Origin of the sequence: Streptomyces sp. NPDC091209 (assembly GCF_044757755.1) — a bacterium.
GTDB lineage: Bacteria > Actinomycetota > Actinomycetes > Streptomycetales > Streptomycetaceae > Streptomyces.
In genome coordinates, this window is record NZ_JBIVVR010000008.1 from 22,595 (window position 1) to 36,233 (window position 13,639).

The 13,639-nt window shown below is 70.9% G+C and carries 10 protein-coding genes; 1 reads left to right on the top strand and 9 read right to left on the bottom strand.

Translation table 11 applies throughout. The features are described from left to right. Positions 1 to 19: 19 nt before the first annotated feature. The 4 genes from ACIQRL_RS23440 to ACIQRL_RS23455 form a co-directional block, all read right to left on the bottom strand. Positions 20 to 1,003, bottom strand: a complete 984-nt coding sequence (locus ACIQRL_RS23440; protein ID WP_401334546.1) for an ABC transporter ATP-binding protein — start codon at positions 1,001 to 1,003, stop codon at positions 20 to 22. After that, entirely contained in the window at positions 1,000 to 2,961 is a 1,962-nt protein-coding gene (locus tag ACIQRL_RS23445) for a dipeptide/oligopeptide/nickel ABC transporter permease/ATP-binding protein (protein ID WP_401334549.1), read from the bottom strand. The genes ACIQRL_RS23440 and ACIQRL_RS23445 overlap by 4 nt, the downstream gene beginning before the upstream one ends. Further along, entirely contained in the window at positions 2,958 to 3,899 is a 942-nt protein-coding gene (locus ACIQRL_RS23450) for an ABC transporter permease (protein ID WP_401334552.1), read from the bottom strand. Before ACIQRL_RS23450 ends, ACIQRL_RS23445 begins: the two co-directional genes overlap by 4 nt. Before the next feature lie 90 nt (positions 3,900 to 3,989). Next, positions 3,990 to 5,531 (bottom strand): ABC transporter substrate-binding protein, encoded by a 1,542-nt coding sequence (locus ACIQRL_RS23455; protein ID WP_401334554.1) that lies wholly within the window; start codon positions 5,529 to 5,531, stop codon positions 3,990 to 3,992. Positions 5,532 to 5,660: 129 nt separating this feature from the next. Here ACIQRL_RS23455 and ACIQRL_RS23460 point away from each other — a divergent pair, with 129 nt between their 5' ends. Then, on the top strand, positions 5,661 to 6,482 hold the full coding sequence (locus ACIQRL_RS23460; protein WP_401334557.1) for an IclR family transcriptional regulator: 822 nt from the start codon (positions 5,661 to 5,663) through the stop codon (positions 6,480 to 6,482). Here the strand turns inward: ACIQRL_RS23460 and ACIQRL_RS23465 are convergent. The 5 genes from ACIQRL_RS23465 to ACIQRL_RS23485 all read right to left on the bottom strand — a co-directional run bounded on the left by ACIQRL_RS23465 (position 6,472) and on the right by ACIQRL_RS23485 (position 13,639). Continuing rightward, positions 6,472 to 9,072: a family 78 glycoside hydrolase catalytic domain gene (locus ACIQRL_RS23465; protein WP_401334560.1), complete on the bottom strand. Its 2,601-nt coding sequence runs from the start codon at positions 9,070 to 9,072 to the stop codon at positions 6,472 to 6,474. The two genes, ACIQRL_RS23460 and ACIQRL_RS23465, sit on opposite strands and share 11 nt — an antisense overlap. Then, positions 9,069 to 10,031 (bottom strand): alpha/beta hydrolase, encoded by a 963-nt coding sequence (locus tag ACIQRL_RS23470; protein WP_401334561.1) that lies wholly within the window; start codon positions 10,029 to 10,031, stop codon positions 9,069 to 9,071. Before ACIQRL_RS23470 ends, ACIQRL_RS23465 begins: the two co-directional genes overlap by 4 nt. Positions 10,032 to 10,113: 82 nt before the next feature. Continuing rightward, a complete protein-coding gene (locus ACIQRL_RS23475; protein WP_401334564.1) occupies positions 10,114 to 11,586 on the bottom strand; it encodes a glycoside hydrolase family 43 protein in 1,473 nt (490 codons plus the stop codon). Continuing rightward, positions 11,583 to 12,359 (bottom strand): alpha/beta hydrolase fold domain-containing protein, encoded by a 777-nt coding sequence (locus tag ACIQRL_RS23480; protein WP_401334567.1) that lies wholly within the window; start codon positions 12,357 to 12,359, stop codon positions 11,583 to 11,585. The genes ACIQRL_RS23475 and ACIQRL_RS23480 overlap by 4 nt, the downstream gene beginning before the upstream one ends. After that, positions 12,356 to 13,639, bottom strand: coding sequence for an amidohydrolase family protein (locus ACIQRL_RS23485; RefSeq protein ID WP_401334568.1), 1,284 nt, complete (start codon positions 13,637 to 13,639; stop codon positions 12,356 to 12,358). Before ACIQRL_RS23485 ends, ACIQRL_RS23480 begins: the two co-directional genes overlap by 4 nt.

A 13,639-nucleotide genomic window follows, 5' to 3' on the forward strand; every position in this document is an offset into this window, starting at 1 on the left:
TCGCAAGGTGGTGCCAGGGTCAGGAGGTCGCGCGAAGTGCGGCGACCTCGTCGAGGCGATGGCAGGCCGCGGAGGCGTCACCGGTGCCGCTGAGAGGGGGCCGTTCGGTACGGCAGAGGTCCTCCGCTAGCGGGCACCGGTTCGCGAAGGGACAGCCCTTCGGTGCCGCCCCGGCGGTCCCGGCCGCGCCGATGCCCAAGGCTTCGCGCGCGGCGCGGCGGAGAGCCTGCTCGGCCGGATGGGGCACAGGTGCGGCCGCGGTCAGCGCCACGGTGTAGGGGTGACGCGGTTCCTGGGTCACCGATTCGACAGCGCCCTGCTCCATCACCTGGCCTCGGTAGAGAACCGCGACCCGCTGGGAGAGGAACCGGACGACGCCCAGGTCGTGCGCGATGAAGAGCAGCGCGAGTTGTCGCTGGTCGCGCAGATCGGCCAGCAGGTTCAGCACCTGCGCCTGGGTCGAGAGATCGAGGGCGCTGACCGGTTCGTCGAGCACGATCACCTTCGGGTCGCAGACCAGGGCACGGGCGATCGCCACGCGCTGACGCTGGCCGCCGGAGAGCTGCGCCGGGTCGCGGTCGATCGCGTCCTTCGGGAGACCGACCGCTTCGAGTGCGTCTCGGGCCCGCTGCCACTGCTCCTGCTTCGGGACACGCAACACCCGGAGCGGCTCCACCAGGGTCCGGCCGATGCTCTGGGCCGGATTGAGCGAGGAGTAGGGGTCCTGGAAGACCGCGCGCAGGTCGATCGCGCTGACCCGCCGCTGTCGCAGCGAGGCCCTGGTGATGTCCGTCCCGTTCAGCGTGATCGATCCGGAACTCGCCGCCTGAAGTCCCAGGATCGCCTTGCCGATGGTGGACTTGCCGGAGCCGGACTCACCGACCAGCCCGAGGGTCTCGCCCGGCGCGATGTCGAAGCTGACCCCGTCGACGGCGGGAGGCGTCCTGTGGCGGCGTCCGTAGTGGACGACGAGATCCCGCACGCTGAGGGCTGACTGGTTCATCGGACGGCTCCGGATTCGTTCGGCATGGCCGTGCTGGGCGCCGGGGCCAGCGGATGGATGCAGCGCGCGGTTCCCGCGCCGTGCGCCGGCGCCGCCGCGATCGGCTCGTGGCATTCCGGGGTGACGAGGGGACACCGGCTTGCGAACCGGCAGCCGGTGGGCCAGTCCTTCGGCGCCGGCACCGTGCCCGGGATCGAGGGCAGCCGGTCCGGGACCTCCTCCCCCTGCGGGATGTGGGGGTTCGCGCTGAGCAGCGCGCTCGTGTAGGGATGCGCGGCCCGGTCCAGGACCTCGGCCACGGTCCCGGACTCGACCACTTGGCCGGCGTACATGACGGCGACGTCGTCGCACAGGTCCGCCACCACACCGAGGTCGTGACTGACCAGGACGACCGACAGGCCGGTGCCGCGCACCAGTGAGCGCAGCAGGCTGAGGATCTCGGCCTGCACGGTCACGTCCAGAGCGGTGGTCGGCTCGTCGGCGATCAGGAGCTTCGGCGAGCCGGTGAGCGCGAGGGCGATACACACACGCTGGGCCATGCCGCCGGACAGTGCGTGCGGGTAGCTGCGCAGGATCCGCTCGGGGTCGACGATGCCGACCTGGGCCAGCAGGTCGAGCGCGATACGGCGGGCCTCGCCGCGGCCGACCCCACGGAAGCGGCGGATGGGCTGGGTGAGTTGATGGCCGATGGAGAACATCGGGTCGAGCGCGACCATCGGCTCCTGGGAGATCAGCGCGATGTCCCGCCCGCGGACGGCCTGGTACTCCTTGTCGGAAAGCCCGACCAGGTCCCGGCCCTCGAAGAGGATGGAACCGCCGCTGACCTCGACGCCGTCGGGCAGCAGTCCCATCAGGGACCGTGCGGTCATCGTCTTGCCGCACCCGGACTCGCCGACCAGGCCGAGCACGGTGCCGGACCGGACCGAGACCGAGACACCGGTGACCAGTTCCGTACCCTCCACGACCCCGACGTGCAGATCGCGCACGGCGAGCAGGGCTCCGTCGGTCCCGGGGTGTGCCTCGCCCGCCGCCGGAGCCGCTGTCGGAGGTCGCGTCGCTCGTCGCGCGGGGCGGCGAGCCGGGGCGGTCCGCTCCCGCTCACCGGCCAGGGCGTCGGCGATCTGGTTGGCCGCGATCACGGTCAGCGCGAGCACGACACCGGTGGGGACCATCATCCAGGCGTCGTCGTAGATGTGCTGCTGGGCGTCGCCGATGAGGCCGCCCCAGCTCGGCGCGGGTATGGCGGGCCCGTAGCCCATGAAGGCCAGGCCGGCTTCGATCAGGATGCCGAGGGCGAAGAGCTGCGCCGCCTGGACGGCGATCGTGGTCGCCATGCCGGGCAGTACGTGACGCACGTTCACCAGGAGGGAGCCGACGCCGTTCACCTTCGCCGCGTCGACATAGAGGCGGGTGCGCAGCGACTGGGCCAGCGCGAGCAGGATCCGGTACACCGGCGCCGCGAGCAGGAGCCCGAGAACGGCCATGATGGCCCAGACGTGGACCCCCACCGCGCCGACGAAGGCGAGCAGGATCACGGTGGTCGGCAGTGCCAGGAGCAGCTCGGCGACGCGGCTGCCGGTCCGTTCGACGCTCCGGCCGTGCTCGGCCGCGAGCAACGCCATCGGCACGCCGACGCAGAAGGCCACCGTCACGGCCAGCAGTGCCGGGCCGATGGAGATCCAGCCACCGGTGACGATCCGGGAGAAGATGTCGCGACCCAGTTCGTCGGTGCCGAGCCAGTGCCCGCCCGAAGGGCCGGTCAGGACGTGAGCGAGGTCCTGCCGGTCGACAGGGACCGGCACCCACCAGTGCGTGGTCGCCGAGGCGATCACGATCGCGACCAGCCAGGCGATCGCGAGCACGGTGCCGGGGCGGCGCAGCGAGGCCGGCAGGGGGCGCCGGCCGGGCGTCGGTTCGGACGCCGGGGGCACCTGGACGGGTTGGGTGAGGGCGTTCACGCGGCACGAACCTTCGGGTCGAGGGCGGCGAGGACGAGGTCGAGGAGCAGGTTGGTGACAACCACCACCACCGTCGCGATGACGACGACGCCCTGGACCGCTGGGAAGTCGTGGGTGTTGATCGCGGCCTGTGCGGCCTGGCCGAGCCCCGGCAGCGCGAAGAGCTGCTCGATGATGACCGAGCCGCCGAAGAGGGCGATGAACTGGATGCCGAGCACCGACACCACCGGCGCGGCGGCGAAGCGGAGCGCGTGCAGGTAGCGGATCCGCCAGACCGGTGTGCCGAGGGCGCGCAGGGTGCGGATGTGCTCCTGCCGCAGTGCGTCGACCATGCCGGCCCTGGTCGTGCGCGCGATGATCGCGGCTCCCGTCAGGCCCAGCGCGAGCACCGGGAGAACGAGACTTCGGACGTACTGCGTCGGCGAGGTCATGAACCCGACATAGCCGGTGGCGGGCAGCAGATGCGCCTTCACCGAGAGCAGGTACACCAGCAGGATGCCGAGCCAGAACTGCGGCAGGGAGAGCATGATCCCGCTGGTCACCGTGATCAGGCGATCGAGTCGGCCCCGGCGTACCGCCGCCACGACTCCGACCAGGATCCCCAGGATCCCGCTGAACAGGGTCGCGAAGACCGCCGCCGAAGCGGTGACCGGTATGCGCTGCGTCAGGTCCGGCCAGATGCCGCGACCGTCGATCAACGAGACCCCGAGGTCGCTGCGGACCGCGTGTCCGAGCCAGCTCGCGTACTGGGCGACGAGCGGGCGGTCCCAGCCGAGCCGGGCGTTCTCCGCCGCGATCTGGGCCCTGGTGGCCCCCTCCCCGGCGGTGATGGCTCCTGGGCTGCCGCCGGAGGCGTGCACCAGGAGGAAGCTGAGGGCGGACGCCACCAGGACGGTGACGGCACCGAGTCCGATACGACGGGCGAGGTAGGTGAGCATGCGGTTCCTTTCCGAGATCACGGCACCGGGCGTGCTGTCCCGTCGGTCGGCCGACGGTCCTGAGGACCGCCGGCCGACCCGCCGGAACGGTCAGGCGACCGGCTTGAACGAGCTGAGCAGCGGGTAGCCGTCGGTGCCGGGATAGGTCGGAGCCTTGAGCACCTTGGCGTTGTAGCCGGCGTACGCGTACTGCTCGGCGACCGGGATCAGCCAGCCCTCGTCGATCAGCGAGCCGTTCAGCTTCTTCAGCGCGGCGGGGTGGTCCGCACCGGAGGCGTTCGACGCCGCCCCGAGCGCGGCCCCGATCACCGGGTCCTGCGTCTTGTGCGGGTTCGCGAAGCCGCCCACGAGAACCCCCGCGGTGACGCCGATCTCGTTGCTCATCGTCAGCGGGATGAAGCCCGCCGGCTGGGTGTTGACCGCCGCGAAGAGCTGGCCGGTCGAGGTGGTGACGTCGATCTTCATGTCGACGCCGATCGCCTTGAACTCGTTCTGCAGGAACTCCAGCGCGGCCTGATCGGTCGGGCTGGCGGTGATGGTGAACGAGAAGCCGTTCGGGTAGCCGGCCCGGCTCAGCGTCTGCTTCGCCTTGGCGACGTCGTAGGCGTAGCGGGTGTTCAGGGCGGGGTCGTAGCCGGGCGAGGACTTGGGGAAGGCGTTGGCCGTCGGCTCGGCGCCCTTCGCCACGGTCTTGACGAAGGCGTTCCGGTCGATCGCGTAGCTCAGTGCCAGGCGGACGTCCTTCTTGCCGAACGGCTTCGAGCTCACCCCGCTCTTGTCGAAGACCAGCAGGTCCAGCATCGTGCCGCCGTTCTTGACCAGCGAGACGTGGTTGGACTCCGCCGTCCCCTCCGTGGACGTGTCGATGAGCGACGCGTCGGTCTGGCCGGATATCTGCGCGTTCAGACGAGCGTTCTTGTCCAGGTACGGCTTGTAGACGATCGTCCGGAACGGGTAGGTGCCCGCGTTCGTGCCGGGCTGGCGGCTCATCGTGTAACTGCTGCCCTTGACCGCGGAGTTCATCTTGTACGGGCCCGAGCCGTCCGGACCCTGATGGAGCAGGCTCGGGTCGCTGATCGCCTTCGCTCCGACGATCGTCCCGGGGACGCCCTCGAGGTTCGTCTGGAACGACCCCTGCGCGGCGGGGAAGGTGAGCACCACGGTGTCCGCGCTCGGGGCCTTGACGTCGGCGATCTCGGTCGAGCCGCCCTTGGCGAAGCCGGAGTAGGCCTGGAGCTTGGAGTCGGTGCGACGGTCGAGGTTCGCCTTGACCAGCTGAGCGGTGAGCTTGGAGCCGTCGGTGAAGGTGACGCCGGACTTGAGCTTCAGCGTCATCTGGGTCTTGGACTTGTTGTAGCCGAAGCTCGAGACGAGCTCGGGGACGGGCTGACCGTCGGGGCCCTCCGCGAAGAGCGACTGGTAGACCGACTCGTAGAAGAGTCGCTGGCCGCCGCCGTAGAGCAGCGGGTCGTAGGCCTGGGGTGCCGGGTCGGAGTCGTAGCCGAGGGTGAGCGTGGTGCTCGAAGAACCATCTGCGCTGTTCGTCGAAGAGCCGCACGCCGCCAGAGAGACGGTGGCTACCGCCAGGGCCAGTGTGCTGGCCGCCAGACGCTTGAAGGTGAAGCCGGTCATCGAAGCCTCTCGGGTTGTCCGGGTCGGGGCCTTCGCCCAACTTGACGAGAACAATGAGTGGCGCCAGTCACACAAGTCAGCCATGATTGCCATTGATTGAAACGCGCGCTTCATCGGAAGGACTCATTGGTGAGCGAGACGGATGCCGCCCCCACCCGACGCCGGGGCAAGCGACCACCGCAGGGGGAACCCGTCATCGACCGGGCGTTGTCGCTGCTCGAGACGTTCGACGCGACGCGGCGGCACCTGACCCTGCGCGAGCTGAGCGTGCTCAGCAGCATTCCGGTCAGCACGACGTTGCGGCTGGCCAACCGGCTGCTCGACTGGGGTGCTCTCGAACGGGACGAGGCCGGCCGGTACTCGATCGGCCTGCGGCTGCTGGAGGTTGCCTCCCTCGCCCCGCGCGGTCACGGGCTGCGCCAGACAGCTCTGCCTTTCATGAGCGACCTGGGAGCGGTCACGCATCAGCATGTGCAGCTCGCGGTCCGCGACGGTCTCGAGGCGACGCTGGTCGAGCGTCTCTCGGCGCACAGAGCGGTCCAGGTGCGGTACCGGGTCGGCGGCAAGATGCCGCTGCACGCGACCGGCATGGGGCTGGCGCTCCTCGCCTTCGCACCGGGCGAGGTGCAGGACGAACTGCTCGCGCGGCCGCTGCACAGCGAGCCGGACAAGGCGCTGATTCCGGCCGCGGCGATGCGGCGCACGCTCGCCGACGTGCGCCGGGAGCGGGTGGCCATCTTCCGTCGTACCGAGCTGGAGACGCTGGTGGCCGTGGCGGCGCCGATCTTCGACGAGCGCGACGAAGCGGTCGCCGCGATCGGCGTGCTGCTCCCCGAACGGGAGGCGCAGCCACGCCGGCTCACGTACGCGGTGAGGATCGCCGCGCAGGGCATCTCGCGGGCCCTCGGCGCCCCCAGCGCGGCCCTGCCACCGGCGGCACTCAGGTCGTGAAGGTGTGCCGACCGGGGCCGGCCCTGTCCGCCTTTCCGTTCGGCAGGACGACCTCGGCGGTCGTGCCCGGGGGCACGACGACCTCGAGAAGAAACCGCCCGTCTCTGATTTGCCAGGCCGAACCGATGCGCCCGTAGGGCGAGTCGAGCGTCGCGGAGGCCTGGGTGAGACCACCGCCCGGAAGCGGGGCCACCCGGAAGCGGCGGTAGGCCGGATCGAGCGGCCGCAGCCCCGCGGTGTGCCGGTGGAGGAAGCTGATCACCGCTCCCTTCGAGTAGTGGTTGAGCGACTCGTGGGGCGTGCCGTCGTCCGCGATCCCGTTCCAGCGCTCCCACATCGTGGTCGCACCGCGATCGAGCATGTGCAGCCAGGACGGCGGACCGTCCTGGAACAGGAGCTCGTAGGCAAGATCCGCCTCGCCGTGTTCGGCCAGCACCGGCAGGAGGAAGGGCGTCGCCAGGAAGCCGGTGCCGACATGGGTGCCCGCGGCCCGGACGAGGCCGACGAGCTGCGCCACGGCGTCCGGCACGGCGTCCTCCGGGACGAGCCCGAAGGTCAGTGCCCGCGCGAGGTTGGCCTGTGTGGCGGGCCGCACCGTGCCGTCCGCGGCGAGGAACTCGGTGCGCCAGGCGGCGGTGACGCGGGCGGCGAGTTCGGCGTACCGAGCCGACTCCGCGGGCTTGTCGAGCACCTCGGCGATACGGGCCATCAGCCCCGCCGAATGCGCGAAGTACGCCGTGGCGACATCGCTCCTGTCGGCGGCGACGAAGGCGCCGAAGTCGTCGACCTCGTTGCCCGGCTCCAGCCACTCACCCCAGTGGAAGCCCGTATCCCACAGGTAGCGCTCGTGCGCCGCCTCGGGTCCGGTGCGACCGGGGTGCCGGCCGGCGGCGGCCATCCGCTCGGCACGGCCGACCCAGCGCACCATGTTCGGCCACAGCTCGGCCAGGATCCGCTCGTCGCCGTACGCCCGGTAGAGCTCCCAGGGCACGATGACGACGGCGTCACCCCAGCCGGCCGAACCCTGCAGCGGCGCGGTGGGACCGTCCGGGCCCTCCGCCGGACCGTGCGGCGAGATGTTGGCGATCGTGCCGTCGGGCCATTGCTCGATCGCGACGTCGCCCAGCCATTTCGCCGAGAATCCGGCGACGTCGTACAGGAACGCGGCCGTCGGTGCGTAGAGCTGCCAGTCGCCGGTCCACCCCGCCCGCTCCCGGTGGGGACAGTCGGTTGGGATCTCGCAGGCGTTGTCTCGAAAGCTCCACACGGCGGCCTCGTGGAGCCGGTTGATCCGCTCGTCGCTGCACGAGAACCATCCCGTGCGGCGCAGATCGCTGTGCACCACGACGCCTGTGACATCCTCCGGGGTCAGTTCGTCGGGATGACCCTCGATGGTGACGTACCGGAAGCCGTGGGTGGTGTGCCGCGGCTCGAACACGTCGCCGGGCCGACCGGCGGAGACGACGCGGTCGACCTGCCCGGCGGGAAGCGGCTCGGGCAGGAACGGCACCGCGGGTCTGAGGTGGTCGGTGGTGAGATCGCCGTCCGGATCGAGCGCCTCACCGTGCACGAGCGTCACCTCGCCGCCCGCCGGGCCGAGGTTGCCCAGACGGACCCAGCCGTTGATGTTCTGGCCCAGGTCGACCAGTTGTCGGTCGTCGCCGCGTCGCACCACCGACCTCGGCCGTAGCTCTTCGATGCGACGTGTCGGGGGCGCCGGGGACCAGAACAGCGTCTCGTAACCCAGGCCGGCCGGCTCCACAGGGCGCCATCCGGCCGCGTCGGTGGCACGCCGGTCGTCGGACACCCCGTCGATCAGGTCGGCGCGGACGAGGCTCGACGGCCGCGACTCCCAACCCGCGTCGGTGCCGAACACCTCGGTGGTGCCGTCGTCGTACTCCACGTGCAACTGCGCGAGGAACGCCGTGCGCTCACCCCACTGATCGACCGCACGGAAGATCCCGACCTGGCCGCGGAACCAGCCGTCGCTGAGCAGAGCCGTCCAGGTGACCGGCCCCGGCCGGAGCAGCGGGGAGGCGTCATAGGCCTGAACCGGCACCCGGGCGGAGTAGTGCGTGTACCCGGGAGTCAACTCGAGATCGCCGACCCGGACCCCGTCGAGGAAGGTCTCGTAGAGACCGTGCGCCGTCGCGTAGAGCCGAGCGCGGCGTACTGGCTTCTGGATGACCAGGCGACCGCGCAACTCATAAGCGGGGCGCGGGGCCTGGGGAAGCGGTTCCGGTTCGCCGGGCCGGATCCACGAGGCGGTCCAGTCGCCGGCGGCGAGCAGACCTGTCTCGAAGCTCGCCACGGCCGACCAGCCGGACTCACCTCGATCGGTGCGCACCCGCACCTGCCAGCTCACCGGCTGCGCCGACCCGACCGGATCGAAGGGCCATGCCTCGAGGACACTTCCGGGGGACTCGACCCAGTCCGAGTCGTGCACCACGCCACCGAACTCCGCCCGGATCCGGTATGCGGTCTGGGCGAGCGTGTCCTCCGGGAGCCGCCAGGACAGCCGGGGCGCGGGTTCACCGAGCCCGAGCGGAGAACCGAGATGTTCGACGGCCGACGCGGTCGGCGCGCTCATACGTCGAGCGGCACGGGTCGGCCGACTGCGGCTGCGATCAGGTCCAGCGCGGCGGCGGTCGGCCCCAACGTGGCCGGAAGGTTGAGGTAGCCGTGCATCATCGAGCGCACCATCACCTGGCGCACGTCCACACCCGTGGCCGCGAGCGCCGCCGCGAAGGCCTCGCCGGAGACCCTCAGGTCGTCGTACTCGGCGTTGAGCACCAGCGTCGGGCACATCCCTCGCAGGTCGGCCAGGATCGGGAAGGCGTATCCGTCGGCCTTGCTGAGGGGACCACCGAGATAGTTGTGATTGAAGAAGCCGTGCATCTCCGGCGGGAAATGCAGCACTTGGGGCACGTGGCTCATCAGCTCGGCCAGCTCGGGACCGAGCGGCGGGAGCACCGCGTGGGCGACCCCGTAGGCGAAGATCAGGTGGGAGGGTGGCCGGCGGTCCTCGTCGCGCAGCTTCAGGGCGGCTCCCGCGGCGAGGTTGGCCCCGGCACTGGCCCCGCCGACCGAGATCCACTCGGGATCGACACCCAGCTCGGCCGCGTTCTCGCGGACCCAGCGCACCACGGCCACGACGTCGTCGTGAGGCACCGGGTAGTGCACGCCGTTCTGGCACAGCCGGTAGTCGACCGAGACCACGACCGCGTCGGCACGCCGCGCCACCTCCCGCGAGGTCCAGTCCGCCTCGGGCATGTCCAGGTCGCCCATCATGAAGGCGCCGCCGTGCATCCACACGAGTGCGGGGCGCCCGGTCGCGCCTGGACGCTCGCCGTAGATCCGTACCGGCACGGGACCGTGCGGCCCGGGCGCTTGCGCCGCGCGCACCACGACGTCGGGGACTTCATAGTCCGGCCAGGACTCGAACGCGACCCGCCGCTCGGCGTACTGCGGGTCCTCGAAGAAGGCTTGCATGCTGGGAACACCCTCGATGTGCGCGAAGCGCCGGAGGGTCTCAGGATGAATCGGCATGCCTCGCAGCGTTCCGTTCGCGCTGATCCACGTCACCTGGCCGCTCCATTGAATGGAACGCCAGGACCGACGGAACGGAGCGTCAGGACCGGCCCGAGTACCGGAGGCGGCGGACCCGTACCGCGCCCTCGGTCGCGAACGGCCCGACGACCCGGCCCGTGAACGCCTTGGCGGTCTCGAAGCACCAGTGTCGGCCGTCCAGCTCGACAAGCGTCACCTCGTGGTCGGCCACCCGGGCGGTCAACCGGATCCGGTCGCCCCCGACCGCACCGGCGGAGAAGTCGGAGGATGGCGGCGCCGTCGCGATGGTGAGTTCGACGTCTCCGTACGGCAGGGTGGCGTGCCAGGCCCGGTCGAATCCTGCCACCACCACCCGCGCCTCGACCTCGACCCCGGTTCCGGTGGCGTGGGCCTCCAGCGCCACCAGGTTGTCCTCCGCGTTGCGGAACGCGAGGCCCCCGCGCCCCTCCCGGACGTCGAATACGGCGCTCACCACGGTGCCCAGATGCCGCTGCCGACGCCCGACGAAGGCCGGGCGTGGGCCGTCCAGCCCGGTGTGACCGGGAGTGCGGCGGATGACGAGGCCGTCCGGCGTGGGAGTGGCGACCGCGGCCGGCAACTGGCGTACGGCGATCCAGACCGGGTCGGTCAGCGCGTCCGGAGCGGCGAGGTCGTAGGTCACCTCCTCGTCCGGCGCCGGCGGCAACTCGGTCAGCCGCGCGGTCGGCCAGTCGTCGGCCCAGTCGACGTCGGCCAGGAAGGTCTCGCGGCCGAGGGGCGAGAACGACTGCGCCAGCCCTACGGGTCGGACCCCGAGGCAGACGAGCGCCGTCCCTGCGTCGGTCTCGACCAGGTCGGCGTGGCCGAGGTTCTGCTCCGGCCGGCCGGTGCCGGCGGCGGTGAGGACCGGATTCCCCGGGCAGCCCTCGAACGGTCCGTCCGGCCTTCGGGCGCGGGCCACCGTGACGGCGTGGCCTCGGTCCGTGCCGCCTTCGGCCACCACCAGGTACCACCAGGCGCCACGGCGGTAGAGGTGCGGGCCCTCGGGCGAGTAACCGCCGCTGCCGGCCCAGATCGCGCGGGGTGTGTCGATGGCCCGGCCGGTCGTCAGGTCGACGCGGACCTGCTGGATCGGGTCGGGATGGCGGGCGAACGTGACGATCGGGGTGCCGTCGTCGTCCCAGGCGAGATCGGGGTCGATCCCGTCGACGGCGGGGATGCTCACCCCGTCGCTCCACGGTCCGGCCGGATCGGTCGCCGTGAAGACGACGCAGCCCCGGCCGCCGAGGAAGACGGTGACGATGAGGTGGAAGACACCGTCTCGGTAGCGCAGCGTCGGGGCCCAGACTCCGCCGGGCGTCGGAATCCGATCGAGTTCGACCTGCTCCGGCCTGGTCGCCACATGACCGATCTGACGCCAGTCCAGCAGATCGGTGCTGTGGTAGACCGGCAGCCCCGGCAGGTATTCGAACGACGAGGTGACGAGGTAGTAGTCGTCACCGACGCGCACCACGCTGGGGTCCGGGTTGAATCCCGGGATCAACGGACGGGTCACGGCGTGACGAGCTTCTGCAGGAAGGCGAGCGACTCCTGTTGCAGTGCGGTCACGTCCTCGGCGCCGTCCCAGAAGTGGCTCGCGCCGGGCACGAGTTGCACCTGCGCGGACCCTCCCGCCGCGGTCATGGCCGCGGCGAAGTCGACGCTCTGCGCGGTCGGCACCATCGTGTCGCTGTCGCCGTGCATGACCAGCACGGGCGGCGCGTCGGCACGCACGTGGTGAATCGGGCTGGCCTCACGGGCGAGGTCCGGGATCTCCGCGGCGGGCGCTCCCAGGAAGAGCGCCTCGCGCGTCTGCGGATCGGCGGGGTCGGGCATGGCGGTCAGGTCGGTGACCGGGAACCACGCGACCACTCCGGCCACGGCGGAGCCGGTCAGCGCGGCCAGCAGGGCGAGGTGGCCGCCGGCGGAGTCGCCCCAGAGGAACACCTGCCCCGCGCCGACCTCGTGGGGCGCCATGATCTCGGCCACGGCCGCGACCGCGGCGCGAACGTCGTCGGCCGCGGCCGGGTAGGTCGCCTCGCCACTGAGCCGGTAGTCGATCGCCGCCACCGCGAAGCCCGCCCGCACCATCGCGGGGTAGAAGTCCTCACCCAGGCGCGGCAGCGGGTGACGACGCGAACCGCGTCGCCATCCACCGCCGTGCACGTGGACGATGACCGGCACCTCGACGGCGCCCGCCGCGGACTCCGCGTCGGGCAGGTACAGGTCGAGTTCGAGCGGGCGGAAGCCCGGGATCGCGGCGTACTCGATGCCGTCGAACCGCCTCACGCGACATCACGCGTGAGGTGCTCGGCGCTCTTGTGGAACCGGCCGCCCTGCACGATGGCGACGAGTTTCTCGGCGTCCTGGAGCACGCTCACGTCCTTCGTCGGGTCTCCGTCCACCACGAGGATGTCGGCCAGGTATTCCGGGGCCAGGAGGCCGACCGGGAAGTCGAGGACCTGACCTCCGTGGAAGGTGGCCGCCTTGAGTGCCTCGAGCGGGCTGTAGCCGAAGAGCTTGACGAAGAGTTCGAGGTCGCGGGCGTTGCGGCCGATCGGGTTGTTGGGGAAGCCGTAGTCGCCGCCCGGCAGCACGCGCAGGCCGCGCGCGCGGAGCTCGGGGTAGAGCTTCGTCATCGCGTCGAGCGCCTTCACCGAGCCCATCTTCTGGGCCATCGCGGTGTCGATGCCGAACTCCTCGCCCTCGTGGACGTTGGCCCACATGATGCCGACAGCAGGCGAGAGGAAGATCGAGTCCTTCGCCTCTTCGAGCAGGTCGATCGCCTCCTGGTCGGCGTAGGAGCAGTGGTAGATCGAGCGGAAGCCACTGGTGACCGCCCGCTTGATCGACTCGGGGTTCTGGGCATGGCAGTTGAGCCAGACACCGGACTCGCGCGCCTGCTCCCCGGCGGCCAGTGCCTCTTCGGCGCTGTACTGCGTCACCATCGAGCCGCCCTCGAAGAAGACGTCGTCGTTGCTCATCAGCAGCTTGACGCTGTCGAAGCCGATCGCGGCCTGCTCACGGATGAACGCGCGTACCGCGTCCGGCCCCGTCTTCTGTTCGCGCGGGCCGTCGGGGCCCATCCGCACCGGGTTGTTGTCGCGCTCGAACGACGCGGCACGCATCCGGGGTCCCACCGCGGCACCGGCCTTGATCTGGTCGCGGAGGATCACCTCGGTCGGCACCGGGGTCAGCGAGCCGGCCGAGTAGGCGCTGGTGAAGCCTTGGTCGAGCAGGATGCGCGCGTTGCGCTTCGCGATCTCGAGGTGCTCGTCCGGCGTCGGCATGTGACGGAAGAAGCTGACGTCCAGGGGCGGGTTGAAGGAGGAATCTATGTGACCGACGGCCGAGGGGAAGGTGAGGTGGCAGTGCGACTCGATCATTCCCGGCATGACCGTCCTGCCCGTGCAGTCGACGACCTGGTCGCCCGGTTGCGTCTGTACGCCACCGCCGACGACGACCGCCTCGATCGTCTCGCCGCGGACGACCACATCGGCACGGACGGCCGGGGCGCCCGAGCCGTCGAAGACATTCCCGTTGACGAAGAGGATGCGCCGCTCGGACAT